A 26,056-nucleotide genomic window follows, 5' to 3' on the forward strand; every position below is an offset into this window, starting at 1 on the left:
GGGCCCGGCGCGCGCGTCGCGCCACGGCCCTGAAATCCGGGCGGGACGCCTTGTTCAGGCGTCGGCGTCGCGGGACTCGGTATCGCGGGACTTGGTGAGATAGCCGGTGACGGAACGCTGCGGGACGAGGTAGCGCTCGGCCACCGCCGCGAGGCGGGCCTGGGTCACGCCCTCGATGTCGGACGGCCAGCGGCGCACCTCCTCGATGGTCTCGCCGATGGCGAGCGCCGAGCCGTAGATGCGAGCGAGCGACGACTGGCTGTCCGACGAATAGACCGTCTCGGCCACGAGGCGGGTCTTGGCCCGCTCGATGGCCTCGGGGGTGAGGGCCTCGGACGGCGCGCGCCGCAGGACGCGGTCGACCTCCTCCTCGAGCTTCTCAAGGCTGATCCCCTCGGCGGGGATGGCGTAGACGGAGAAGCGGGTGTCGTCGATGGCCGAGCCCATGTACCAGGCGCCGGCATTCACGGCGACGCCGAGCTCCATGACGAGCTTGCGGTAGAGGTAGGACGTCGAGCCGCCGCCCATCACCTCGGCGAGCAGTTCGAGGGCGTGGCACTCGCCGTCACGCGCCGTGATGCAGGACGGCGTGAGGTAGAGCCGCTGCAGGGTCGGCTGCTCGACCTTGGGGTCGGCGACGGCGAGACGGCGGAGCGCCTTCGGCTCGGGCTCCCGGGCCCGCACCCGCACGGGCCGGGCGCCCTGGGGCGTGACGCGGCCATAGGTCTTGTCGGCCATGCGGCGGACGTCGTCGGGCGTCACGTCGCCGGCCACCACCAGGATGGCGTTCTCGGGGGTGTAGAAGCGCCTGTAGTAATCGAGCGCGTGGGTGCGGTTCAGGTCCTCGATCTCGTGCATCCAGCCGATGATCGGCGTGCCGTAGGGGTGGTGCACGAACAGGGAGGCGGCCATGGCCTCGGAGAGCTGGGCGGAGGGGTCGGTCTCGACCCGCATGCGGCGCTCCTCCAACACCACGTCGCGCTCCGGCGCGACTACGGCGTCGTCGAGGACGAGGCCGGTCATGCGGTCGGCCTCGAACGCCATCATGGTCTCGAGGTGATCGCGGGCCACGCGCTGGAAATAGGCGGTGTAGTCGTAGCTGGTGAAGGCGTTCTCTTGGCCGCCGAGGCCGGACACGGCCTTCGAGAAGGCGCCGACGGGGTGCCGCTCGGTGCCCTTGAACATCAGATGCTCGAGGAAGTGGGCGATACCGGACTGGCCCAACGGGTCATCGGCCGAACCGTTGCGGTACCACACCATGTGGGTGACCACGGGGGCGCGGTGATCGGGCACCACGACGACGTCGAGGCCGTTGTCGAGGGTGAAGGCGCCGACATCGGGACCGCCGGCCTCCGAGCGCCCGAACGGGGCGGCTTCGGCACGGCCCGCGCTGGCATGGCGGCGGGTGGGACCGAGGAGGGGCACGTCCTTCCGGAACAGATGCATCGAAGAGCTTTCCTTCAGCGTTCGGTCCGCACGGGACCGTCCGTCTCGTTGAGCGTCACACCGGGCTCTGGCACCCGCCGCAACGGCCGGGCCACGCCCGTGGACCGGCCCGTCGCCGGCGCGGAAATCAGTTCCGGCTACGGATATAGGCACCCGGATCGGATTCCTCACGCTCGCGCGAGGGATTGTTGACGGGGTCGCCGTTCGTCTTGGCGACCTTGCGGGGGGGCTTGCGGTAGCCGGTGGGCGGATCGGTCAGCACGTCGCGGTCCGGCTCCGCCAGGGACGGCTCGGCCACCGCGTCGGACCGCAGGCCGAAGGGGTTCGACCAGAACGAGTTGCGGTCGGCATTCTCGCCCTCGGGCCGGCCCGTCTCCGTCCGCACCTGCGCGTCGGCGCGGCGTCCACCGCGCATCTCGTCGATGGACAGGGTCATGTTGTTGTCGTCCGTGCGCCCCTGCGCACCGCGCACGATGGGCTTGCGCGCCTCGACGCGCTCACGCTCGCGCTGGGCGATCTCGGGGTCCTTGGGCCATTGCGGCGAGGCTTCCGCCTTGCGCGGCTGCGGCAGGGCCTTGCCGTCGAGCTTCGGCGGCATCACCAGGGGTGCGCGCTCGCGATAGGTGATGGCCGGCTTCTCGGGCTCGATCAGGCCGATGTTGCTGAGCGCATCCCGCATGAACACGCCCTGCTGCGCCTGCGCGCCGCCGACGCTCGCGCTGAAGCCTACCAGGATGCCCGTCACGGAGTAGAGGAACCCGCGCTGTCCGATCATGCCGCCCCCGATGCCTGCCCGGTCTTCGCGCCCCGTGTCCGGGCTCGAATGGTCGCGTTCAAGGAGCGATCCTGATCCGGCCTCGAACGCCTGATCCCGGTTTCGGGCGATCGTATGGCGCCTTGACCGCAGGGCGCCAGTCTCGAGCCCTCGACCATCCCCCAACGATCCCCGATGTGGTTTACACATCACACAGTCGGAGATGTTGCCGGGCGGTGGAACGCCGGCCTTAAGGGTGCGGTGTGGTGGTCCCGTTGGGGGGCGTGGTCTCGTTGGGGATCGTGATCTTGTCGGAGGCTTTGGTGTTGCTGGGGGCCTCGCCGCGCAGGTCCGGCAGCAGGCTGTCGAGGACGAGGCCGACGACGCCCGCGACGATGGCCGCATCGGCGACGTTGAAGACGTACCAGGACCAGGTGCGCCAGTGCAGGTGCACGAAGTCGAACACCGCCCCGTACATGGCCCGGTCGATGGCGTTGCCGATGGCGCCCCCGGCGACGAGGCCGAGGGACAGGGCCAGCAGCCGGGTCTGGGTCCGGGACATCCACACCGCGAGACCTGCAGCCGCCACGACCGAGACGGCGACGAGGAGCCAGCGGCCGATCCCGCCGTCCTGCTGGAACAGCCCGTAGGACACGCCCCGGTTCCACACCACGAGGAACTCGGCGAACGGCGCCACCCGCCAGGGCTGCGTCAGCACCAGATCGGTGCCGAGATAGAGCCAGAGCTTCGACGCCTGATCGAGGCCCAGGGTGACGAGGAGCCCGAGCAGGCCGAGGCGGAACGGGGTCATGATCGGCTCCGCCGCGGCGTTCGCCCCCGTTGTGGGGACGTGAGGGTCGATGATCGTCGTGGCCTCACGCGGCGGTGCCGTGGGCGGCATCCCATTCGCGCAGGGCCTGGGCGTCGCGCGGCGTCACGTCGGGATAGGCCGCATCGGTGCCGACATCCGGGGCGACCCGCCAGGACCGGGCGCATTTGCGCCCCTCCGCCAGGGCCGGGACCACGGCGACGCCGCGCACGTCGTCGAGGCGGAAGGCGTCGGACGGGCCCTCGCCCGACGCGATGCGGATGTCGGAGGTGATGCACACCTGCGCAAAATCGACCCCGTCGAGGGCGGCCAGCAGGTCCGCGTCGGCCACGTACACCGTCGGCGCGGCTTCCAGGCTCGCCCCGATGCGCTTGGCGGCGCGCTCGATCTCCAGGGCGCCGGTGACGACCCGGCGCACGCGGCGCACCTTGTGCCAGCGCGCGGCCAGGGCTTCGTCGCGCCACGCGGACGGTGTTTCCGGCAGGGTCTGAAGATGCACGGAGCCGGCCTCCGAGGGATACCGGTCGAGCCACGCCTCCTCCGCCGTGAAGGCGAGGACGGGGCTGAGCCAGATGGTGCAGCGCCGGAGCGTCTCGTCGATGACCTGCAGGGCGGCGCGCCGGACGGGCGACGAGATCGGGTCGCAGTAGAGCGCGTCCTTCCGCACGTCGAAGTAGAACGCCGAGAGGTCGCCGGTCATGAAGCCGTTGAGCAGGGCCACGACGCGCTTGAGGTCGAAGCTCGCGTAGGCCTCGCGGATCTCGCCGTCGAGTTCCGACAGGCGGTGCCGGATCAGACGCTCGAGTTCGGGCAGCTCGGCGTGCGGGATCTCGGGGCCGGGCTCGAAATGGGCGAGGGAGCCGAGCATCCAGCGAAGCGAGTTGCGCAGCTTGCGGTAGGTCTCGGCGAAGGTCTTGATGATCTCGGGGCCGATGCGGAGATCGTCCGTATAGTCGGACGCCGCCACCCACAGGCGCAGGATGTCGGCGCCGGAATCCTTGATGATGTTCTGGGGCGCGACGACGTTGCCCTTCGACTTCGACATCTTCAACCCCTTGGGGTCGAGGACGAACCCGTGGGTGAGAACGATGTCGTAGGGCGCACGGCCGCGCGTGCCCGAGGATTCGAGCAGGGAGGACTGGAACCAGCCGCGATGCTGATCGGAGCCTTCGAGATACATCACCGTGTCGGCGCCGCCGTCGCGCTTGCGCACCACGCCGGCCAAGCCCGGAAACTGCTCGGGATCGTCGAGCACGAAGGCGTGGGTCGAGCCGGAATCGAACCACACGTCGAGAACGTCCGTGACTTTTTCGTAGTTCGCCGGATCGTGGTCGGGCGCGAGGAAGCGGGCGCCGTCCGCATCGGTGAACCAGGCATCCGCGCCTTCCGCCTCGAAGGCCGCGACGATGCGGGCGTTCACGCGCTCGTCGCGCAGGACCTCATGGGTGCCCTTCTTCACGAACACCGTGATGGGCACGCCCCAGGCGCGCTGGCGCGACACCACCCAATCGGGGCGGTTGCCGACCATGCCGTTGATGCGGTTCTTTCCTTGTGGCGGCACCCACTGGGTGTCGTCGATGGCCTGGAGGGCCGTCTCGCGCAGGGTGCGGTTGCCCAGCGACTCCACCGGCCGGTCCATGGCGATGAACCATTGCGGCGTGTTGCGGAAGATGACCGGCTTCTTCGAGCGCCAGGAATGCGGATAGCTGTGCTTGAGGGTGCCGCGCGCCACCAGGGCGCCGGCCTCCGTCAGAGCCGCGATGACCGCCTTGTTGGCGTCGCCCTTTTCGCCCTTGTGGTTAAGAACGAGTTTTCCCGTGAAACCGGGCGCGTCCCCGGTGAGGGACCCGTCGGCATCCACGGTGTAGGGGATGCGGGTGTCGATGCCGCGCTCGGCGAGCGCACGGCCATTGGCCATCCAGACCTCGAAGTCCTCGCGGCCATGGCCCGGCGCCGTGTGGACGAAGCCGGTGCCGGCCTCGTCGGTGACATGATCGCCGTCGAGGAGCGGGACGGCGAACTCGTAGCCGGGGATATGGCCGGCGAGGGGATGCGCCAGGGTGAGGCCGGCAAGCTCCGCCGGGGTCACGTCGCGGAGGCGTTCGAAGCTCTCGACGCGCGCGGCGGCGAACACCGAACCCGCGAGGGTGTCGGCCAGGAGATAGGTATCGCCGACCTTGGCCCAGTTCTCGGCCGCCGCCGCGGTGACGCGGTAGAGGCCGTAGGCGACGCGCTTCGAGTAGGCCACGGCGCGGTTGCCCGGCATGGTCCAGGGCGTGGTGGTCCAGATCACCACGCGGGCCGAGGCGAGATCCTCCGCCGCCCCGGCGGTGGGCCGGAACGCCGCGAAAATGGTGTCGCTGACCACATCCTCGTACTCGACCTCGGCCTCGGCCAAAGCCGTCTTCTCGACCACGGACCACATCACCGGCTTCGAGCCGCGATAGAGCTGGCCGGTGGTGGCGAAGGTCATCAGTTCGCGGGCGATGGTGGCTTCGGCCGGGAACGTCATGGTGGCGTAGGGATGGTCCCAGTCGCCAGTGACGCCGAGGCGCTTGAACTCGGCGCGCTGGGTGTCGAGCCATTGGCCGGCAAACGCCCGGCATTCCTGGCGGAACTCGAGGACGGGCACGTCGTCCTTGTTCCGGCCCTTGGCGCGGTAGGCTTCCTCGATCTTCCACTCGATGGGCAGGCCGTGGCAGTCCCAGCCCGGCACATAGTTGGCGTCGAAGCCGAGCGCGCCCTGCGCCCGGACGATGCAATCCTTGAGGATCTTGTTGAGGGCCGTGCCGATGTGGATGTTGCCGTTGGCGTAGGGGGGGCCATCGTGCAGCACGAATTTCGGCCGGCCGGCGGCTTGGGCCCGGATCTGCCCGTAGAGGTCCGTCGCCGCCCAGCGCTCCAGCAATACGGGCTCGCGCACGGGCAAGCCGGCCCGCATGGGAAAGTCGGTCTGCGGCAGGAACAGGGTCTTGGAATAGTCGCAGACGGGGGCGCCGGCGGACTCTGTGGGATCGCTCATGGGTCTCTGTCGGTCTGGGCGCTTCAAGCGGGGGCGGTCCGTGGGGACCGGTGGCGGAAGGGGCGATCGATAGCCCTCCCGGCCTCCGCCGAGGCGCGCGCCGCGGCGGCCCTCAGACGGAGGCCGGGCCTGTAATTCGCAGGCGGCCGGGGACTCGCGCGGAGTCCGGGCCGCGCGGATCGGCCTCAGCGCACATGCGCCGGCTTCTAGCAGCGCCGGGTGCGCGAGACCAGCGAGCTTTCGCGGGGGATCGTGCCGGGGACCTTTTCCAAGCTCGGCCGTTGACAACACCCGCCGAAAGGCGATCGCATCAACGGAGAAACCCGCCATGAGACAAGCCCTGCTCGCCGCCACCCTCGTCCTGTCCGCCTTTGCCATCTCCGGCGCCGCCGAGGCCCAGGGACTTCCGGGCGGCGTCCGCCGCGGTGCGGCCGAGGGCGACCGGGTCGCCGGACCCGTGGGCGGCATCGTCGGCGGCGCGGTCGGCGGCGCCGTCGGCACCGTGAACGGGGCACTCGGCATCGATCCTGGCCGGCGCGCCTACCGCACGCGGCTGAAGTCGCGCCGGCACCACCGCCATCACCGCTGAGGCCGCGTCCTGCGGCGGTCCTGCATGAGCAGATAGAGCCCGGAGCCCACGACGATGGACGCACCAACGAGCGTCCATCGGTTCGGCACGTCGCCGAAGACGAGGTAGCCGAGGATCACCGACCACAGGAGCTGGGTGTAGATGAAGGGCGCCAGCACGTTGGCCGGTGCCCGCGCATGGGCCAGCACGAGGAGCCAGTGCCCGAGGGTGCCGAACAGGCCGACCCCGACGAGGAGCGCCCAGGCGAGCCACGTCGCCGGTGCGGTCCAGATCCACGGCAGCAGGGGCGTCATCAGGGCGAGGCCGGCGAGCCCCGAATACACCATGGTGGTCGCCGTCGAATCGTGGGCGGCGAGCTTGCGGGTGGTGAGGATGTAGAGGGCGTAGCACAGCATGTTGCCGAGGCTCAGCAGCACCGCCGGCTGCACCGGCCCGACACCCGGCCGAACGATGACGAGCACGCCGAGAAAGCCGATGCCGATGGCGACGAGGCGCCGGGGCGAGGTCCATTCCTCCAGCACCGGCCCGGCGAGCAGGGCCACCGCCAGGGGCGCGGCGAACTGGATCGACAGGGTCTCGGCGAGTTGCAGATGGCGCAGGGCCAGAAAATTCAGGGCGGTGGAGCCGAACAACAGCAGCGAGCGCAGGATCTGCAGCCGGAGCCGGCTGGTGCGCATCACCCCCGGCGAGGTCACGGGGTTGATGACGAGGAAAATCGCCACGACGCTGACGGCGTAGCGCATGAAGGTGGTGAGCAGGGGATCGACGCCGAGGCGGGCGAGGCTTTTCGCCGAGGCGTCGAGGCAGGCGAAGAACGCCAGGGTCCCGCACATCAGCGCGATGCCGACGCGCCGGCGCGCCGCTTCCTGATCCGTCACCCGCGTCTGCCCCGTCCCTGCCTGCGCCCTCCTGTACGCCACCCATCGGCTCGGGATAGGGGCCTTCGGGCACGGCTGGCATGCCATGCCCGAGGACACGATCAGGTCACGACGCTGGGGGCGTCCCGGCCGGTGAGCCGGGCGATGTCCGCGATGGCCTCGGCAGCGGCCACCGCCGAGGCCAGCACCTCGGCAACGGGGCGGTCGAGACGGTCGGGGGCTGCCTCGAATCGCTCGACATAGACCCGAAGGGTCGCCCCCGCAGTGCCGGTGCCCGACAGGCGGTAGACCACGCGCGCGTCCTCGGCGAAACCGATGCGCACGCCCTGCTGGGCCGTTACCGAGCCGTCGACGGGATCGACGTAGCGGAAGTCGTCCGCCGTCGCGACGGTCAGGTCACCGAACGTTTGCTCCGGCAGGGTACTGAGCTTGCCCCGCAAACCCTCCATCAGGGTCTTGGCGGCCTCTGCGTCGATCTCCTCATAATCGTGTCGGGTGTAGTAGTCCCGCCCGAAGCGGGCCCAGTGCGCGTGCACGAGTTCGTGGGCCGGCCGGCCCGTGGCGGCGAGTACGTTGAGCCACAGGAGCACCGCCCAGAGCCCGTCCTTCTCCCGCACGTGGTCGGAGCCGGTGCCGGCGCTTTCCTCGCCGCACAGGGTGATGCGGCCGGCATCCAGCAGGGTGCCGAAGAACTTCCAGCCGGTCGGCGTCTCGTAGGCGGGGATGCCGAGCGACGCTGCCACCCGGTCCACGGCCCGGCTCGTCGGCATGGAGCGGGCGACGCCGGCAAGGCCCGATGCGTAGCCCGGCGCTCGGTGGGCGTGGGCGGCCAGGATCGCGAGGCTGTCGCTCGGGGTCACGAACAGGCCCTGCGCCACGATCATGTTGCGGTCGCCGTCGCCGTCCGAGGCCGCGCCGAAATCCGGCGCATCGGGGCCGAGCATGAGGTCGTAGAGGTCGTGGCAATGCACCGGGTTCGGATCGGGATGATGCCCGCCGAAATCCGGCTGCGGCGTGCCGTTGACCACGGTGCCGGGCGCCGCGCCGAGTTCGCCTTCGAGGATGGCGTGGGCGTAGGGGCCCGTCACCGCGCTCATGGCGTCGAAGCGCATTCGGAAGCCGCCGGCGAACAGGGCGCGGATTGCATCGAAATCAACCAGCGTCCGCATGAGCTCGGCGTAGTCGGCCACGGGATCGAGGATGGACACGACCATGTCGCCGATGCGGGCCTCGCCGACGGCGTCGAGGTCGAGGTCCGGCACCTCGACGATGCGGTACGTGTCGATCGTGAGGGTCCGGGCGAAGATCGCCGCCGTGACGTCCTCCGGCGCCGGGCCGCCGTTGGCGGTGTTGAACTTGATGCCGAAATCGCCGTCCGGCCCGCCGGGATTGTGGCTCGCCGACAGGACGAGGCCGCCGATGGCGCCGTATTTCCGGATGACGCAGGAGGCGGCGGGCGTCGAGAGCAAGCCGCCCCGCCCCACGAGCACCCGGCTAAAGCCGTTGGCCGCCGCCATCTTCAGGGCGGTCTGCACCACCTCGCGATTGAAGAAGCGGCCGTCGCCGCCGATCACCAGGGTGGCACCGGCGCGCTCGGGGATGGCGTCGAAGATCGCCTGGACGAAGTTCTCGACGTAGCGGGGCTGACGGAACACCACGACCTTCTTGCGCAGGCCGGAGGTGCCCGGCTTCTGGTCGAGGAACGGGGTCGTCGCCACGGTGTTCGGCGTCATCGTGCTCATCTCTCCGCGCCGGCCGCGGGGCCGGATCGGACAGGAGCTTAAAGCCGAACCGTTCCCGAGTTCAAAGGCCCTGCGGCACCATCGCGCGGTCCCGTCCCCGGCCTGCGGCAAACAGGGGACAACCCGATTCGATTGGGAGCCCGGCGCGGACCGGCGCGTTCCTCCTGCCCAAGGCAAAAAGAACAGGGCGGACGCATCCTCGATGGCTAAGCGCAGGACCAAGACGGCCCCCGCCCACCACGATTCCGACGTCGCACCCCTCGTCCCCACGGGCGCCCTGGCGGTGTCGCTCCTCGACCGCGAGACCGACGCGCGTCCCCTCGTCCACATCGCCCGGGAACGCCATCGCCTCGGGGCGTTGGCCGACATCCTGCGCGCGCTGGCGCCCGAGCGCAGCGTCGCGATCTATCCCGAATGGGACTGCCTGCCGTTCGACCGCGCCTCGCCCTCGCGCGGCACCATGGGAGCCCGCACGGGCGTCCTGCGCTGGCTGACCGATGCGAAGAACCTGCCCGACATCGTGCTCACCACCGCGCCGGCGCTGATCCAGCGGGTGCCGCCGCCGGAGACCTGGGCCGACGCCCATCTGGAGATCCGCGTCGGCGACCGCCTCGATCCGCAAGCCTTGACGACGGACCTCCAGCGCCTTGGCTACATCCTCGACGACCGGGTCGACGAGCCCGGCGAGGTGGCCGTGCGGGGACGCACCGTCGACGTGTTCCCGGCCGCCGCCGAGCGCCCGTGCCGAATCGAGCACGACGACGCCCGCGTCACCGCCATCCGCTCCTACGATCCCGTGTCGCAACGGTCGCTCGCGGATGCGGCGGTCCTGGTCATCGATCCGGCCACCGAGATCGTCCTGCCCCGCGACACCGGCACGGCCCTGCGCCCGTTCACCGGCCAGGAGCATGGGCTGCCCCGCCTGTACCCGCACCTCGTCACGCCCCTCGATTACGTGCCCGGCGCCCGCCTGGTGATCGAAGCCGGAGCGCAGGACCGCGCCGCCGCGTTCTTCGAGCAGATCGCGGAAGGGCGCGAGGGTGCGGGCCTTGCGGCCCCCCTGCCCTACGACCTCTATCTCACCCCCGATGAATGGACCGCCCTTCAGAGTGCGCGCCCCGTCGCGACCGCCTCCGCGGCAGATGCCGAGTCCATCGCCCTGCCGACCTTCGTCACGAAGGCGCGGCCCGGCCCGGCCTTCGCAGAGGCGTTGCGCGGCCACGTCGCGGCGGGGGAGCGCGTGCTGCTCACGGGACCGACGGAGGCCCTGCCCCGCCTCGTGCGCGCCGCCGAAAAGGCGCTGTCCCGCAAGGCCCGCAAGGTCGCGGGCTGGGCCGATGTGGACGCTGCGCCGGCCGGCGACCTGCTCGTCCTCGCCGCGCCCATCGAAGCGGGATTCCGCGTACCCGACCAGGGCATCGCCGTGATCGCGGCGGCCGATCTCTTCGGCAGCCGGGTGGCCGCGGCCAGCGGCGGGCAGGCCGCGATCCTCCCCATGGGCGAGGTCGATCTGCGGGTGGGCGACGTGGCCGTCGACCGGGACAATGGCCTGTGCGTGTTCGAGGGTCTGGAATCCGTCGGCACGGGCGAGGGCACGGAGGACGCCCTGCGCCTGCGGTTCGCGGGCGACACCGTCCTGATGGTGCCGGTGAGCCAGGCCGACCGCATCTGGCGCTATGGCTCCGAGCCCGACGCCGTGACCCTCGACCGCCTCGACGGCGGCTCGTGGGGGCGCCGGCGCCTGGAAACCGAGGCGACCCTCGCCAAGGCCGCGCGCCAGATGCTGAAGGATGCCGAGGCGCGCAGCGCCGTCATGGCTCCGGTGCTGGCCCCACCCGAGCGCGAGATGGAGCGCTTCGCCGCCGGCTTCGGCTTCAACCTCACGGCCGATCAGGCCAGCGCCGTCGAGAGCGCGCTCGCCGACCTCGCCTCGGGCCGCCCCATGGACCGGCTCGTTTGCGGCGATGTCGGCTTCGGCAAGACCGAGGTGGCCCTGCGCGCCGTGGCGGCCGCTCTGTTTTCCGGCAAGCAGGTCGCCGTCGTGGCCCCCACGACCGTGTTGGTGCGCCAGCACGTCCAGACCTTCCAGCGCCGCTTCAGTCGGTTCGGCATCGAGGTCGCCCATCTGTCGCGGCTCGTCTCCCCGACGGAGGCCAAGCGGGTGAAGGCGGGGCTCGCCTCCGGCGCCATCCGCCTCGTCGTCGGCACGCAGGGTCTGGCCGCCAAGGGCGTCGCCTTCGCCGATCTCGGCCTCATGGTCATCGACGAGGAGCAGCGCTTCGGGGCCAAGCTCAAGCAGAGCCTGCGCCAGGCGGCCGGCGACGGCCACGTGATGACCCTCACGGCGACCCCGATCCCCCGCACCCTGCAATCGGCCCTCGTCGGCCTGCAATCGCTGAGCGTCATCGCGACCCCGCCGAGCGTGCGCCAGCCCATCCGCACCGTGCTTATGCCGTTCGACGACGGCGCCGTGCGGGCCGCGCTGATGCGCGAGCACCGGCGCGGCGGCCAGAGCTTCGTCGTGTGCCCGCGCGTCGAGGACATCGCCCCCATGGCCAGGCGTCTCGCCGCCCTGGTGCCCGAACTCGAGACCCTGGTCGCCCACGGCGACCTCAAGGCCGCCGAGATGGACGACGTCATGGTCCGTTTCGCCGACGGCGAAGGCGACGTGCTGCTCGCCACCAGCATCATCGAGAGCGGCCTCGACGTTCCGCGCGCCAACACGATGCTGGTGTGGGAGGCCGAACGCTTCGGGCTGGCCCAGCTCCATCAGCTCCGCGGCCGGGTCGGGCGCGGGCAGCGGCGCGGGGTGGCCTACCTTCTGAGCCGGCCCGAGAAGCCCCTGACCCCGGCGACGGAGAAGCGCCTGCGCACCCTGGAGGCCCTCGACCGCCTGGGAGCGGGCTTCGCCATCAGCGCCCGCGACCTCGATCTGCGCGGGGCCGGCGACCTCGTCGGCGAGAACCAGGCTGGGCACGTGAAGCTCATCGGACTCGGCCTCTACCAGCATCTGCTCCAGCTCGCCCTGCGGGCCGCCAAGGGCGAAACCGCCGAGGATTGGACGCCCGAGATCCGCCTCGGACTCACCGGCAGCGTGCCGGCCGACTACGTACCGGAACCCGAGCTGCGCCTGAGCCTCTACACCCGGCTGTTGCGCCTGCGGTCCCTGGAGGAAGTGGAGGCCCTGCGCGGCGAGGTCGAGGACCGGTTCGGCCCCCTGCCCGCGGCGGTGGACGATCTCTTCACCCTCGCCCGGCTGCGGGTCGGCTGCTGCGCCCTCGGGATCGCGCGGCTCAGCGGCGGTCCCCAGGGACTGGCGGCCGACCTCCATGCGGATGCCCCAGCCCTGCTCGTGCCCGTGGCCGAAGACTTGATGCGCAAGGATCGCCGGGTTCTGCTGCGTCGCGGGAGCGAATGCGCAGCCGAGCGCGGTCGCCTCGCCATCGGCTTCCTCGAACGCCTTGGAGAGACGCGTCAGCGCGGTTGAATACCCAACGGTTGCGTCAGCCGGGCGATTGCCTGTGATCCCACCGCCACGGTTGTCGAAAGACGATCGGGGAGGTCTTGCATGGCGGCGGGCCGGGGCTTAGCGGTGCTCGATAAGCCGTTGAAAAACAACAGTTTATCATAATTCTAAACAACACGCTGTGCCCTCCCGCGCGCCCTCAGGCGCACGCGATGACGCGTGCCTGCGCGACGGAGAGTTCGCCATGTCCGCCCTCGTGACACCTGCCCCTATAGCCTTTGTCCCTGCGGCCTCCGCCATCGCCCGCCTTGCCCTCGCGGGTGTCTCGCTCCTCGCCCTCGCCGGCGTGGCCGAGGCCCAACAGAGCGCCGTCACCCTCGAGACCCTGAGCGTCGAGGGCAGCGGCGCCGGCCCCGGTGGCGGCGGCGCGCCCGGGCGGAGCCAGCCCGAGACCGCGCGGGGCCCCGTGCCCGGCTACGTCGCCAGCCGCAGTGCCACGGCGACGAAGACCGACACGCCCCTCATCCGCACGCCGCAATCCATCAGCGTCATCGGCGCGCAACAGATCGAGGCGCAGCGCTCGCAGACGATCTCGGAGGCCGTGCGCTACACGCCGGGCATCTACGCCAACCAGTTCGGTCCCGACACGCGCCTCGACTGGTTCCTCATTCGCGGCTTCTCGGCCACGGAGACCGGCCTGTTCCGCGATGGTTTGCAGCTGTTCCAGACCGCGTTCGCGAATTACCGCATCGATCCGTTCGGCGCCGAGCGCATCGAGGTCCTGCGCGGACCGGCCGCGACCCTGTTCGGCGGCTCGCCCGTCGGCGGCCTCGTCAACATCGTGTCGAAGCGCCCCACGACGGAGCCGTTCCGCTACGTCGAACTCGGCGGCGGCTCGTTCAACCAGCGCTACGCCGCCTTCGACGTCGGCGGCCCGGCCGACAGTTCCGGCCACTGGTTCTACCGCCTGACGGGCAAGCTGCAGAACAGCGACGCCCAGGTCCGGTTCGCACCGGAAGACCGCTACTACATCGCGCCGAGCCTCACCTATAAGCCGGACGGCGCCACCACCTTCACGGTGCTGACGAGCTTCCAGCGCGACGACACCGGGGGGGCGGGCCAGTTCCTGCCCTATCTCGGCACCGTTCGCCCCAACGCCTCGGGCCTGCGCATCGACCGCAAGCTCAACGCCAGCGATCCCCTGATCGACGGATACACCCGCAACCAGGCCAATCTCGGCTATGAGTTCGAGCACCACGTCGACGACGTGTGGACCGTGCGCCAGAACTTCCGGTTCTCGTTCACGGAGGTGCGCGACCAGCGCTACGTCGGCAACGGCTACGCCGACACCGCCCAGACCGAGCTCGCCCGCTACGGCTTCCTCACCACGCCGCGCGCCGGGCTGTTCACCGTCGACAACCAGGCGCAGGCGCGCTTCAGCGACGGGTTCTTCGGCCACACCGTGCTGATGGGCGTCGACTACAAACGCTATAGCCTGTCGGACAATCAGGGATCGACGCCGTTCCCACCGGAATTCCCGGTGCCGTCGCTCAACATCCTGTCGCCGCGCTACTTCCAGTTCAGCTCCACGCCGACCCCCTACCGCGTGGTCAATCAGCAGCTCCAGCAGACCGGCCTCTACCTCCAGGATCAGGTCGCGCTCACCGACCGCCTGACCTTCCTCGTCGGCGGCCGCCAGGATTTCGTCAGCAACGTCGTGCAGGACCGGCTGGTGCTGGCGAACTCCACGGTGCGGGACGAGACCGCCTTCACCGGGCGCCTCGGGCTCATCTACAACTTCGACAACGGGCTCGCGCCCTACGTGACCTACGGAACCTCGTTCAACCCGACGGCGGGCGTCGATGCGAACAACCGGCCGTTCAAGGCAGACCGGGGCGAGCAGATCGAGGTCGGCGCCAAGCTGCAGCCGGTCGGCTGGAATACCTTCTTCACCGTGGCGGCGTTCGACTTGGTGCGCTCCAACGTGCTGACGCCGAACCCGGCCAACGTGTTCACCAATCTGCAAATCGGCGCGGTGCGCTCGCGCGGCTTCGAGGCCTCGGCGACGGCGAACCTCGCCGAGGGGCTCAACCTCATCGCGTCCTACACGATCTACGGCCTACGGACGATCGAGGGGACGAATCTCGACCTCGGCCGAGTCCCGGTGGGCATCCCGGAGAATTTCGCCTCGCTCTGGGCCGACTACACGATCCCGGTCGGCGACTGGAAAGGCTTCGGCTTCGGCGGCGGCGTGAACTATGTCGGGCGCTCCTACGCCGATGTCGCCAACACCCTCACGGTACCCGAATACGTCACTTTCGACGCGGTGGTGCATTACGAGCGCGACGGCTGGCGTGCGGCGGTCAACCTCCAGAATGCCGGCGATAAGCGCTTCGTCTCGTCATGCTCCAGCGCGAACGCCTGCTTCTACGGCACCCAGCGGCGCATCACCGCGAGCCTAGGCTACCGCTGGTAAGGGGCGTCGCACGTCCCCCTCGAACGAGCACAGCCGCGAAGGTGGGCTCGAGTGCCCCACCGGGCAATCCCGAGCCCACCTTCGCGGCTGTCGCATGAGCCGTTCTGGGCGTGGACCGGGCTCACCCCCGGTCCCGCCGCCCCGCAAAAATCATTCGCAGACGCGGACGCGGCGGATGTGCTCGTCGCCGTAGGCGTCGATGTAGCCACGGCGTTCCGTGTGGCAGACCTCTTCCTCGACATAGACCGGGCGCGGCTCGCGGTAGACCGGGCGGCCGGGGTAGTAGCCGTTGTTCTGCGAGGAGGCGATGGCGCCCCCGATGGCGAGACCGCCGAGCACGCCGAGGGCCGCGGCGCCGCCGGGGCCGATGCCGTCGCGGGCCTGCGCCCCGGGCGTCATCGTGACGAGGAGCGTGCCGGCCATGGCCACGCCGAGGAGGGTCCGCTTCATGACGTCGTGTCCTTCGTGATTCTCAAGCATCGGGCGTCAGGGTGAAATCTGGACACCGAACGGTTGATGAATGGTAAGCGCGCGGCGTCCGCCCGGGGGTGATCCCGTGCGGTGTCGCACCGGGGACACGCGGGCGGAGGCATGCAAGCGGGTACAGTCACGCTGGCGGATAGGTGTGCTCGTCGGCGGGGAAGCGCCCGGCGCGGACCTCCTCGGCATAGGCCGCCACGGCGCCCTCGATCTGGGCGCGCAGGGAGCCGAACTGCTTGACGAATTTCGGGACGCGGTCGCTCAGGCCCAGCATGTCCTCCAGCACCAGGATCTGACCGTCGCAGGCCGTGCTGGCGCCGATGCCGATGGTGGCCGCCGTGATGCCGGGCGCCGTGGCGATGGCGCGGGCCACGGGCTCGACGATGCCTTCGAGAACGATGGCGAAGGCGCCGGCCTCGCTGATGGCCCGGGCATCCGCCAGGAGGCGCTGCTCGCCGTCGGCCTCGCGGCCCTGCACCCGGAAGCCCCCCATGGTGTTCACCGATTGGGGGGTGAGGCCGATATGGCCCATGACCGGAATGCCGCGCTCGACCAGGAAGGCCACCGTGTCGGCGAACTTGGCGCCGCCTTCCATCTTGATGGCGCCGGCGCCCGTCTCCTTCAGCACGCGGGCGGCGTTGAGGAAGGCCTGCTCGCGGCTCGCCTCGTAGGAGCCGAACGGCATGTCCACCACCACGAGGGCGCGCGACGTCCCCCGGATCACGGCCTGGGCCTGGACGATCATCATCTCCAGGGTCACCGGCAGGGTCGATTCCATGCCGTGCATCACCATGCCGAGGGAATCGCCGACCAGGATGAAGTCGCAATGCGGATCGAGGATGCCGGCGGTGTGGGCGTGATAGGCCGTGAGCGCGATGATCTTGACGCCCGCCGCCTTGCGCTTGGCGAGATCGACGGCACGGATGCGGCGCGACTGGACAACTTGGGACATCGGACTCCACCGGGCTCACGGCCCCCGCAGGGCGGGCGCAGGGCACCCCTCGAGGGTGCAGGGCACCCGCCAGAAGGAAGCGGGCACAGGTGGAACGAGTCATACACCCGCGCGGCACGAAACGCGCGCTCCCGCGCGAACGAAGCGCAGAGTTTGAAAGGTCTTTGTGATGTAAATTACTTGGACAACACTGAGCCTCACCCGCTGCGGTGACGGGCGATGGCGTCGCCGTCCCGCACTCTTCGGTGGGCGTTCCCTCCCTAGACTTGGGGCGCCGTGTGCGCGCCTTTCTTCCGCCACAACCCGGCCGGTGTCAACTGCGAACAGGGTCCCGGCTTGAAATCCGTCCGTTCGAAGCCATGACCCACGTCCGGAAGCCCTGGACCGCTTCGAGACGGTGGGCCCTCAATCGAGGTCCATGGTCCGCTCGAAGGCGCTGGCGCTCGATTCCTGTCCCTTGGGATCGATGACGAGGATGTCCTTGAAGCCGCGCCGGGCCAGTTCCCAGGTCTTCTCGAGGGCCTGATCGGCGGTGCCGCACGCGAAGGTCGCGCTCCGTCCGAGGTGATCGTTCGCCTTGACCTTGTACAAATCCGGTCTCCCGTGTGCCTGGCGCGCAGCATACGCCAGCCGGCGGCATCGCACGAGCGGCGTGAACGATCCCCCGCCGTCGAACGGGCCGAGGCCCTAGCGCTGGGCCTCGCCGCGGCCCCGCGCCGCCCAGGCTGGGTCCTCCTTCACCACGGTCGTCTCGTGCGTCTCCTGCCAGCCCTCGATCCCCGTGGGGAACCAGTGCACGCCGGTGTAGCCGGCCTGGACGAGGCGCTTGCCGGCGTTCCAGCTGCCCCAGCAATCGGGGCGGCAGAAGGTGACGATGGCCTTTGCCTTGTCGCCGCCCGTCAGTTCCGCGACGCGGGCGAGGAACAGGGCTTCGTGCGCGGGGTCGAGGGGGGCGGCCCCGGCGCTGGGCATCCATACGGCGCCGGGGATGCTGCGATGGGCCGGGAGCCACGGCTTGTCGGCGGCCATGCCGGCGGGGCGCCGGTCCGCCAGGGCCACGTCGATCAGCACGGGCTTGGCCTCGGCCACCACCCGGTCGAGGCCGTCGATGTCGAGCACCACCGCGCCCTTCAGGGTCGGCGGCGTGTAGCCCTGCTGCGGCCCGGTGTGGAAGCCCTCGGGCTCGGGCACGTCGACGGGCGAATCGGCCGGGGCCGCCGCCATGGTCCCGAGGGCGAGGAAGGCAGCGGCGGCGAGGCGAGGAAGGAACATCATGCCGGACCTCCCGCTCAGTTGCTCGGGGCCGGCACGGGGAAGCTGTGCTCCCAGCGACCGTCCTGGTTGTCGGAGGCGACCACCGTCACGGGCGCCTGGCCCTCGGGCAGGAACGCGAAGTTGATCACCGGGTTCGACGCGATGGAGATGTCCCCGTCCAGGGTCAGGATGTTGCGCCCGCCCTGCGAGACTACGACCTTCTGGATGTAGCGCGCCGGGGTGTAGTCGCGGGTCACCTGGTTCATCTGCATGCCGGAAAAGTTCGGATGGCGGATCATCAGCGTCGCCTCCGTGGATTTGGCCCCGGGAGCCCCTTCGGCGAACTTCATCCGCATGTCGCCCATGCCCTTCATCGCCTCCTCGTCGCTCATCCCCATGGGGGCCGAGCAGCCGCCGGAGGCTTTGACGAACTTCGTCGTTTCGAACAGCCCGCCATCCTTGGTCCGCACCACGGCGTGGACGTTGGTGTAATTGTTCACCCGCACCCGGAGCTTGATCTCGCCCGGATCGGCGGCGGGGCCGAAGGTGATGTTGGCCGCGTAGGGCGACGGGTTGTCGTCGATCACCAGGGACACGCCCGCGACCTTATCCTTCTCCGGCATGGTCAGGGTGATGGGCACCAGGGCGGCGTCCAACGCCCGGACCGGGGCGTCGACTTTCACCAGGGTGTCGGTGTGCTGCACGGCCTTGTCGCCGAAGATCGAGGTGCGGATCTCGTTCCAGCGCGCTTGACGCTCGGCGTCCGTGTCCGAGGCGCCGGCGGCGAGAACGGGACCGGCCAGCAGGGCGGCCGCCGGGAGCGACGCGGCGAGCGACAGGGCGAGGGCGGCGGTGAACGGCTTCATGGCGTGTCTCCTCTTGAGGGTAACATGGGGCGGGATCACTCCCATTCGAGTTCCTTGAAGGCCTGGGTCACGTTGCGGCCGTTGTAGAGGTCGAACAGCGCCCACTTGTCGGCCTCCGACCGGCCGATGGTGGCCACCGCCTTCTCGATGGGCATGTCGCCGGCCAGCGCCTTGCGGGTCTCGTCGCGCAGGGTGGCGAGGTAGTGGGTCAGGTCGGCCAGGGCGGGCGCGAACTCCACCAGGGTCGGGCCGTGGCCCGGCACCGCCTTCGTCGCCCCCATGGCTTTGAGCACCTCCGCCTCCTTCAGCCAGCCGACGAGGCTGCCGTCGAGGGACGGAATGCGGGTGACGAACAGGAGGTCGGCGGGAAACAGGATGCCGGAGGCCGAATCCCGCATGGAGAGGTCGCAATTGGTGTGCGCCACCCCGTGGGCGTGGAAGGTGAGCCGGCGCCCGCCGAGATCGATCTCGGCGCGATCCGCGACTTCGAGGGTCGGATACACCACTCGCCCGGCCTTCTCGGGCCCCAGAATCTCGACGAGGCGGGTGCGGTAATAGTCGCCGCGCGCATCCAGGGCCGCGCGCAGGGCATGATGGCCGATGAAGACCGGCTTGTCCGCCGCGAACGCCTCGGCCCCGAAGCAATGGTCGGGATGGACGTGGGTGAGCACCACGTGGCTGATGGGCTTGTCCGTGCGGGCTCTGATCTGCCCGCGCAGCCATTGCCCATCGGCGAGACTCCCGCCGGATTCGGTGACCAGCACGGAGGTCTCGCCGACGATGAAACCGATATTGGCGATGGCGTCGTCGTTGTCGGGCGACGCCTCGGCGTCGGGCCCGCGCCGGATGAAGATGCCGGGGCCGACCTCGTCCAGGGCGAACCCCTCCGCCGAGCGCCCGAGGGTCGGCAGGCAGCACAGGCACAGGCCACCGAACAGGGCCAGCCCGCCGCGCAGGGCCTGGCGCCGGTTCGATCGAAGGCTTCGCGCAATGGGGCGCGGATCCACGAGGCCATCCTGGGCCGGCATACGAGACGTCCTCCGCTTGTTTTCTTGACTACCATTTAGTAGGTAGATTTATTCTGCCGTCAATGGCACATTTTCGCGACCTTTCCTTTCCTGCCTGCGAATACGTTCCTCACGCACCCCCGAAACCGGAATTATTCCTCGTCCCATTGCCGCGCTGGAATTCGAGCCGCGCTGGAACTTGGCTCGCTCAGGAAATTCGGCTCGCCCAGGAGATTTGCCCCGTCCATGAGAGACACGCGTGCGGAACTGCTGCTCCAGGCCGAGCCCCTGATCCGGGGCCGGGGGTATTCTGGCTTCAGCTACGCCGACTTGGCCGCGGTGGTGGGTATCCGCAAAGCGAGCATCCACCACCATTTCCCGACCAAGGCCGATCTCGCCCTCGCCCTGGTGGGGGCCTACGACGCCCGCTACGATGCGGCCCTCGCGGCGATCTTGGCCCAGACGACCGACGGGGTCGCGCGGATCGAGGCCTATGGCCGGCTCTATCTCGGGGGCGTCGAAGACGACCTCGGCTGCCTGTGCGCCGTGCTGGCGGTGGAGCGCGACACCCTGCCGGAGCCCGTCCGCATCGCCGTCACCCGGTTCTTCGACAAGCACATCGCTTGGCTGGAGGCTGTCCTCGCCGACGGGCTCCGCGACGGCGGCGTGCGGGCGGACGTGATCCCCGCCTCATCGGCCCGGCTGGTGGTGGCGACCCTGGAGGGCGCGCTTCTCCTGGAACGCGTGCTCGCCGGCACGACGGGATTCCGGGAAACCCTCGGCGCCCTGTGCGACGCCTTGCGGCCGCCCCGTGCCGGTCGAGTGGCGCGAACCTGACGGATGGCACGCGCTCGAAGCGTTCGAGACGGGCGGGGTCGTGACTGTCCGGGCCCGAGCGAGAGGGGAGGGAAGCAGCAGCCGAGGTCGCCGCACCGACTGCCGACCCTTGTCGGAGGCGCAACGTCAGCCCCCGCCCCTAGGCCGAAACGGGCAAGGATGACCGCGGTTTCCGTCACGTCACCCGCCGGGTCCGTGCGGTGAGCTTGTTTCCGTCCGGATCGCGAAGGTAAGCGACGAACGCCCCGTTCGGGCGCTCTGCGGGCGGGCTCTCGATCGCGGCACCGCCATGCTCGGTGCCGGCCCGGTGCCACGCGAGAACATGCTCGCGGCTCGCTGCGGCGAGACCGATCGTCCCGCCATTGGCCGCGGTCGCCGGCTTGCCGTCGATGGGTTTCGTGATCATCAGTCGACCCCCCTCATGGGCGTAGATCAGCCTGCCCCTGGCATCCATCTCGCCGGGCTTGCCTCCCAGCGCGGCGAATGTGGCGTCGTAGAAGCGACGGGCCTGCTCCAGATCGTTGCTGCCGATCATGACGTGCGTGAACATACGTTCTCTCCGGGAAGGGGCGGCACGCGATCGCTGTGCTCGAATGGCCGAGACGAACGTTCGCCGCGTGCCGATGCACCCCTATGGGTCTGCCGAACCAGTACTTCCCGATCCGGGCTGTGTGGAAACCTCGAGGTCGTCATAGGGTGGGAAAGGGTTTTCCAGCCCCCCGGTTCGCGCGGGCGACCCGCCATCCGCGGTGCATGGAACGTCATCTGAAATGCCCGGATGGGCGCCATGCCGAAGGCCGTTCGACACGTCCGGCCCCGAAACATCTGCTCACGAACCTGATTTCCGGTCGGGAACCATCAGCAGCCCGATGAGGACGAAGGCCGGCACGAGCACGCACCAGAAGGACAAGGCGGCGATCCCGAAGGCTCCCGCCAGTGCGCCCGCCGCGAAGGCCGCCACGGCGGACAGCGTACGCCGCAGGCGGGTGCTGACCTGCTCATCGAGCTTCGCCCCGCACAGGCGGTCGGTCACGTCGATCACGGCCTGCGTGACGTTCACGGTCATCACCGTCGTCGCCGCCAGGTGGCCGATCACGAGACGCCCGATGCCGTTCTGAATGCCCATCGCGGCAACACCGAGCATGCCGACGCCGATCGCCTTCGCGCCATCCGGTGAGCCGAGCGGCGACATGGCCACGCCCGCGATGGCGAAGGCGATCAGGACGGTGGCTTCGAGCGCCAGCAAGGGGCGCAGCGGCGGCGATCCTCTTCTCTCCAGGGCCAAGGCGATCAGGCGCGTCACAGCCACGGCGAGGATGAACATCGGTAGGGCGAGCAGCTTGGCGAGGACGCCCGTCGAGGTGGAGACCAATTCCGCACCGATCAGAACGAAGTTGCCTGTCACATGCGCCGTGAAGAGGCCGGTCAGGGCGATGAAGGCGGCAGCGTCCACGAACCCCGCGGTGAACGCGAGCCCGACCCCAATCAAAGCGTCTTTCCCGGCACGAATGGGCATGGTGCTTCGGTCCCCTCGCCGCTCCGAGCCAACGTCGAATAGCGACCGGTAAATGTCGGCTTCGAAGGAATGCTAGCGAACTTCAGCATGCCTGACACGGGTCGCATGCGGCCTCGGCAGCGGAGTAGCGAGCCTCGGATGTCCGCGACGAACGTCGCCACACGGCGCGTCGACAGTGCGGGCTCCACCTCCAGTCCCTTCTCCAGGCTACGGACCTCGCACGGCGGGATACCACCCTCGCGCACTCCCTCACCTCCTCGCAGACGATCGCATTCCTGGATTTTAACGCGACGCGGCCCTCCTCGCCGGTGGGGAGCGACCGCGTGTGCCTGTCTCCCTGCGGAGGCGGGCGGAACCCCATCGCCCCCGCTCCACAAGGGAGAAGGAGGAGCCCCCGTACCTCGCTCGGAGCGATCGGCGCTCTCGCCGATGTATGGATCCACCAGCCCGCAGCGAGGAAGCGAAGGCTGGAGTAATGCGCCGGCCGAGCCGGGACGGCCTTCCATCGCAAGGCGATGATACAATATAACACCCCGACACCCGGCCAAAGCCGTCCCCGGAAACCCGAAAAGAGCCGCCATGTCCGAAAGCCCGAACTCCGACAGCCCGAACGCCGGCGCCCAAAAAATCCCCGTGACCGTGCTCACGGGCTATCTCGGGGCCGGCAAGACCACGCTCCTCAACCGCATCCTCACGGAGAACCACGGCAAGCGCTACGCGGTGATCGTCAACGAGTTCGGCGAGATCGGCATCGACAACGACCTCGTCATCGGCGCCGACGAGGAAGTGTTCGAGATGAACAACGGCTGCGTCTGCTGCACCGTGCGCGGCGACCTCATCCGCATCATGGACGGCCTGGTGAAGCGGCGCGGCAAGTTCGACGCGATCATCGTCGAGACCACGGGCCTCGCCGACCCCGCCCCCGTCGCCCAGACCTTCTTCATCGACGAGGATGTCGGCGGCGCCGCCCGCCTCGACGCCGTGGTGACGGTGGCGGACGCCAAATGGCTCGCCGACCGGCTCAAGGACGCCCCCGAGGCCAAGAATCAGATCGCCTTCGCGGACGTGATCCTGTTGAACAAGGCCGATCTCGTCGAGCCGGCCGACCTCGACCGCGTCGAGGGGCTGATCCGGTCGATCAACCCCTACGCCAAGGTTCACCGCACCAGCCGCTGCGACGTGCCCCTCGATCAGGTGCTGGACCGCAACGCCTTCGACCTGTCGCGCATCCTCGACATCGAGCCCGACTTCCTCGAGGAGGGCCACCATCACCATCACGACGACGAGATGCAGTCGGTCTCCGCCCGCATCGACGGCCCGGTGGACCCCGAAAAGTTCATGCCGTGGATCTCGACCCTGACCCAGGTGCAGGGGCCGGACATCCTGCGCTGCAAGGGCATCGTCGCGTTCCCGGAGGAGCCCCAGCGCTTCGTATTCCAGGGCGTCCACCAGATCCTCGACGGCGACCTCCAGGGTCCGTGGAAGGACGGCGAGGCCCGCGTGTCGCGGGTGGTGTTCATCGGGCGCAAGCTCGACGGGCAAGCGATCCGCGCCGGCTTCCTCGACTGCGCCGCCTGAGGCACCATGCGCCGGGCGAGGTCGGAGGGCTCCGGCCCACGCACCGCGGCCGGTTGCCCGACCGGAGGGAGCGCCCGCTGACCCGTCGCCTCGCCCTCGCGTCCCTCCTGACACTGGCGGCGGCGTTGCCGGCCGGCACGCCCGTGCAGGGCGCGCACCGGGACTCGGCGCCGGCCGCGCGGCGGAACGACGGCTTCGCCCACCTGTGCGAGCCGCCGCTCAAGTTCGCGGCCGGCACCTGCGTCGGGGACTGCCCGGCGGGCTATCGCGATACCGGCCTGGGCACCTGTAGCTTCCAGCGCATGGGCGACTGAGCGACCCGGCGACGCTTCGGGAGGGATACGAGCGTGACGCCCATCCGAACCCGGCCCCGATTTGGTCACGGTGAGGCGCCACACGAGCCTCTCGAACCCGATGTCCCACATCGGGACACGTCCGGCGACGCGCCCTCTTCGCGCCGCCTCGCCCCCCGGGGCGGACGCTGGCAGCCCCCGTCGGAGAGGTCCGAGCAATGAAGAAACGTGTTTTGGGCGGGATGCTCCTCGGCCTGCTGGCGGTGCCGGCGACCGTGCAGGCGGCGAGCAACACAGTAGTCGGCGTCGGCACGGGCGCCGTCGCGGGTGCCGTGGTCGGCGGTCCCATCGGGGCCGTGGTCGGCGCGGTGGTGGGCGGCGTCGTCGGCTCCAATTCCGAGCGGGCTCGGCCCCGCCGCGTCCGCCGGGCCAAGGCCGTGCGCACACGGCGCCAGGCGGCGCAGGCCCGGCCCGTGAACGTCGCCGAGCGTGGCGAGGAAGCCCGCCGGCCGATCCCGGCCGCGGCGACCACGGGATCGGTGACGGCCCCGCGCCCGCCCGCCACCACCCAGCCCGCCACCACCTGGCAGAATCCGCGCTGAGCGAACCGCCCGGCGGGGGTGCCGGAGCGGGGGCGGCCCGTGCTATGGGCGGCGCCCCAATCCCATCCGCCCAACGGATCGAGCCCCCATGCGAACCATCGTCTACGCCGACGGCGGATGCGACCCCAATCCCGGCCCCGGCGGCTGGGGCGTGGTGATCCAGGCCGAGACCGGCACCATCGAGCTGTGCGGCGGCGAGCGTTCCACCACCAACAACCGCATGGAATTGACGGCCGCCATCAGCGCACTCTCCCACTTCCCCGAGGGGGCCGCCCTCGAGATGCGCTGCGACAGCCAGTACGTCATCAAGTCGGTGACGGAATGGATGAAGGGCTGGAAGGCCAAGGGCTGGCGCACGAGCACCGGCCCGGTCAAGAACGTCGATCTCATGCAGACCCTCGACACCCTGGCGGCCCGGCGCGACGTGCGCTGGACCTGGGTGCGCGGCCACACCGGCGAGGCCGGCAACGAGCGGGCCGACCGCCTCGCCGCGCAAGGACGCCGGCAGGCCCTGGCGGCCCCCGCCGGATCGGCCGTCGGGACGGCCACGACCACCACCACGCTTCCGGCCTCGGTTTCGGCCGCGCCGATCCCGAGCCCGCCCGCCCCGGCCCGCCTCACCGGGACGGCGGCGCTGGCCGCCGCCATGGCGGCCCCGCCCCGCACCACGCCGATTCCCGTCGATCTGGCGCTCGGCCTCGACGTCTCCCGCGCCGCCAAGGCCGCCGGCCTCACGGCGCCGGCCTTCGTCGAGGAAGCGATTCGCGTCGCCCTCCATCTCGGCCCCGAGGCCTTCGCCCGCGCCCGCGAAGCGGCCAAGGGCGCGAAGCTCCCGTGACCGCAGCGGCGCTGCCGGCGGCCTTCTTCGCGCGGCCGGCGGTGCAGGTCGCGCGCGATCTCGTCGGCTGCGTGTTGCGGGTCGACGGGGTCGGCGGGCCCATCGTGGAGACGGAGGCCTACGACCGGACCGACCTGGCCTCGCACAGCTTCGCCGGCCCGACGCGGCGCAACGCCAGCATGTTCGGCCCCGCCGGTCACGCCTACGTCTACCGCTCCTACGGCCTGCACTGGTGCCTCAACCTCGTCTGCGAACCGGGCAGCGCCGTGCTCCTGCGCGCCCTCGAGCCGCGGTACGATCCGGCGACGATGGCGGCACGGCGCGGCCTCGACGATCCGCGCCGGCTCTGCGCCGGACCGGGCCGTTTGTGCCAGGCGCTCGGCGTGACGGACGCGCAGGACGGCGTTCCACTGGACCGTGCGCCGTTCCACCTCGCCTTCGGCGCGCCGGACGGCACGGTGGTGGCCTGCGGCCGCATCGGCCTCACCCGCGCCGTCGAGACGCCCTGGCGCTTCCTCGTCGCGGGATCGCGCTTCGTCAGCCGGCCCGTCCGCCCCCGGCCCCGGCAGGGGGACTGACACCGTAGCCCCAACGTCATGCGGGCGCCCACCGGGACCGATTGATACCGGCT

At 70.2% G+C, this 26,056-nt stretch carries 23 protein-coding genes; 9 read left to right on the forward strand and 14 right to left on the reverse strand.

The window, feature by feature from the left end:
• Positions 1-54: 54 nt before the first annotated feature.
• The 4 genes from ASF27_RS12100 to ileS form a co-directional block, all read right to left on the reverse strand.
• A complete protein-coding gene (locus tag ASF27_RS12100; RefSeq protein ID WP_056360411.1) occupies positions 55-1,446 on the reverse strand; it encodes a pitrilysin family protein in 1,392 nt (463 codons plus the stop codon).
• Positions 1,447-1,573: 127 nt separating this feature from the next.
• Entirely contained in the window at positions 1,574-2,221 is a 648-nt protein-coding gene (locus ASF27_RS12105; protein ID WP_056360414.1) for a hypothetical protein, read from the reverse strand.
• A 229-nt stretch (positions 2,222-2,450) separates the two neighbouring features.
• Positions 2,451-3,011 (reverse strand): signal peptidase II, encoded by a 561-nt coding sequence (lspA, locus tag ASF27_RS12110; protein WP_082479109.1) that lies wholly within the window; start codon positions 3,009-3,011, stop codon positions 2,451-2,453.
• 64 nt (positions 3,012-3,075) lie between these two features.
• Complete coding sequence (gene ileS, locus ASF27_RS12115; protein WP_056360417.1) at positions 3,076-6,051, reverse strand: isoleucine--tRNA ligase; 2,976 nt, start codon at positions 6,049-6,051, stop codon at positions 3,076-3,078.
• A 328-nt stretch (positions 6,052-6,379) separates the two neighbouring features.
• On the opposite strand from ileS, the gene ASF27_RS12120 reads away from it, so the two are divergent.
• Positions 6,380-6,640, forward strand: a complete 261-nt coding sequence (locus ASF27_RS12120) for a hypothetical protein (RefSeq protein WP_056360421.1) — start codon at positions 6,380-6,382, stop codon at positions 6,638-6,640.
• Here ASF27_RS12120 and ASF27_RS12125 read toward each other — a convergent pair.
• Both ASF27_RS12125 and ASF27_RS12130 read right to left on the reverse strand, forming a co-directional pair.
• Positions 6,631-7,518: a DMT family transporter gene (locus ASF27_RS12125; RefSeq protein ID WP_056360423.1), complete on the reverse strand. Its 888-nt coding sequence runs from the start codon at positions 7,516-7,518 to the stop codon at positions 6,631-6,633. The two genes, ASF27_RS12120 and ASF27_RS12125, sit on opposite strands and share 10 nt — an antisense overlap.
• 101 nt (positions 7,519-7,619) lie before the next feature.
• Positions 7,620-9,251, reverse strand: coding sequence for an alpha-D-glucose phosphate-specific phosphoglucomutase (locus ASF27_RS12130; protein ID WP_056361011.1), 1,632 nt, complete (start codon positions 9,249-9,251; stop codon positions 7,620-7,622).
• 211 nt (positions 9,252-9,462) lie between these two features.
• Here ASF27_RS12130 and ASF27_RS12135 point away from each other — a divergent pair, with 211 nt between their 5' ends.
• Positions 9,463-12,747 (forward strand): DEAD/DEAH box helicase, encoded by a 3,285-nt coding sequence (locus ASF27_RS12135; protein ID WP_056360426.1) that lies wholly within the window; start codon positions 9,463-9,465, stop codon positions 12,745-12,747.
• A gap of 223 nt (positions 12,748-12,970) precedes the next feature.
• Positions 12,971-15,202 carry a TonB-dependent siderophore receptor gene (locus ASF27_RS12140; RefSeq protein ID WP_056360429.1) on the forward strand — a complete coding sequence of 744 codons (2,232 nt, stop codon included), beginning with the start codon at positions 12,971-12,973 and terminating at the stop codon, positions 15,200-15,202.
• A 150-nt stretch (positions 15,203-15,352) separates the two neighbouring features.
• Here the strand turns inward: ASF27_RS12140 and ASF27_RS12145 are convergent, their stop codons facing one another.
• From ASF27_RS12145 to ASF27_RS12170, 6 genes are all read right to left on the reverse strand, one after another.
• Positions 15,353-15,652, reverse strand: a complete 300-nt coding sequence (locus ASF27_RS12145; protein WP_056176681.1) for a hypothetical protein — start codon at positions 15,650-15,652, stop codon at positions 15,353-15,355.
• 157 nt (positions 15,653-15,809) lie between these two features.
• Positions 15,810-16,634, reverse strand: a complete 825-nt coding sequence (panB, locus tag ASF27_RS12150) for a 3-methyl-2-oxobutanoate hydroxymethyltransferase (protein WP_056176678.1) — start codon at positions 16,632-16,634, stop codon at positions 15,810-15,812.
• A 405-nt stretch (positions 16,635-17,039) separates the two neighbouring features.
• Positions 17,040-17,225, reverse strand: coding sequence for a hypothetical protein (locus ASF27_RS12155; RefSeq protein WP_056176674.1), 186 nt, complete (start codon positions 17,223-17,225; stop codon positions 17,040-17,042).
• Between the two features lie 96 nt (positions 17,226-17,321).
• On the reverse strand, positions 17,322-17,909 hold the full coding sequence (locus ASF27_RS12160; protein WP_056360432.1) for a rhodanese-like domain-containing protein: 588 nt from the start codon (positions 17,907-17,909) through the stop codon (positions 17,322-17,324).
• A gap of 14 nt (positions 17,910-17,923) precedes the next feature.
• Positions 17,924-18,754, reverse strand: coding sequence for a quinoprotein dehydrogenase-associated SoxYZ-like carrier (locus ASF27_RS12165; RefSeq protein WP_056360435.1), 831 nt, complete (start codon positions 18,752-18,754; stop codon positions 17,924-17,926).
• Between the two features lie 35 nt (positions 18,755-18,789).
• Positions 18,790-19,782 carry a quinoprotein relay system zinc metallohydrolase 2 gene (locus tag ASF27_RS12170; RefSeq protein WP_082479050.1) on the reverse strand — a complete coding sequence of 331 codons (993 nt, stop codon included), beginning with the start codon at positions 19,780-19,782 and terminating at the stop codon, positions 18,790-18,792.
• A gap of 225 nt (positions 19,783-20,007) precedes the next feature.
• On the opposite strand from ASF27_RS12170, the gene ASF27_RS12175 reads away from it, so the two are divergent.
• Complete coding sequence (locus ASF27_RS12175) at positions 20,008-20,598, forward strand: TetR/AcrR family transcriptional regulator (protein ID WP_056176665.1); 591 nt, start codon at positions 20,008-20,010, stop codon at positions 20,596-20,598.
• Positions 20,599-20,773: 175 nt separating this feature from the next.
• On the opposite strand, the gene ASF27_RS12180 is transcribed toward ASF27_RS12175, so the two are convergent.
• A complete protein-coding gene (locus ASF27_RS12180; protein WP_056176662.1) occupies positions 20,774-21,148 on the reverse strand; it encodes a VOC family protein in 375 nt (124 codons plus the stop codon).
• 279 nt (positions 21,149-21,427) lie between these two features.
• Positions 21,428-22,114 (reverse strand): YoaK family protein, encoded by a 687-nt coding sequence (locus tag ASF27_RS12185; RefSeq protein WP_056360437.1) that lies wholly within the window; start codon positions 22,112-22,114, stop codon positions 21,428-21,430.
• 579 nt (positions 22,115-22,693) lie between these two features.
• Here ASF27_RS12185 and ASF27_RS12190 point away from each other — a divergent pair.
• From ASF27_RS12190 to ASF27_RS12210, 5 genes are all read left to right on the forward strand, one after another.
• Positions 22,694-23,692 carry a GTP-binding protein gene (locus ASF27_RS12190; protein WP_056360440.1) on the forward strand — a complete coding sequence of 333 codons (999 nt, stop codon included), beginning with the start codon at positions 22,694-22,696 and terminating at the stop codon, positions 23,690-23,692.
• 53 nt (positions 23,693-23,745) lie between these two features.
• Positions 23,746-24,006: a hypothetical protein gene (locus tag ASF27_RS12195; RefSeq protein ID WP_056360443.1), complete on the forward strand. Its 261-nt coding sequence runs from the start codon at positions 23,746-23,748 to the stop codon at positions 24,004-24,006.
• Positions 24,007-24,203: 197 nt separating this feature from the next.
• Positions 24,204-24,587 carry a hypothetical protein gene (locus ASF27_RS22290; protein WP_056360445.1) on the forward strand — a complete coding sequence of 128 codons (384 nt, stop codon included), beginning with the start codon at positions 24,204-24,206 and terminating at the stop codon, positions 24,585-24,587.
• 88 nt (positions 24,588-24,675) lie between these two features.
• Complete coding sequence (gene rnhA, locus ASF27_RS12205) at positions 24,676-25,425, forward strand: ribonuclease HI (RefSeq protein WP_056360448.1); 750 nt, start codon at positions 24,676-24,678, stop codon at positions 25,423-25,425.
• 11 nt (positions 25,426-25,436) lie between these two features.
• Positions 25,437-26,003: a DNA-3-methyladenine glycosylase gene (locus ASF27_RS12210; protein WP_056361016.1), complete on the forward strand. Its 567-nt coding sequence runs from the start codon at positions 25,437-25,439 to the stop codon at positions 26,001-26,003.
• The last annotated feature ends 53 nt before the right edge of the window (positions 26,004-26,056 follow it).

Source organism: Methylobacterium sp. Leaf102 (assembly GCF_001422425.1).
Classification (GTDB): Bacteria; Pseudomonadota; Alphaproteobacteria; order Rhizobiales; family Beijerinckiaceae; genus Methylobacterium.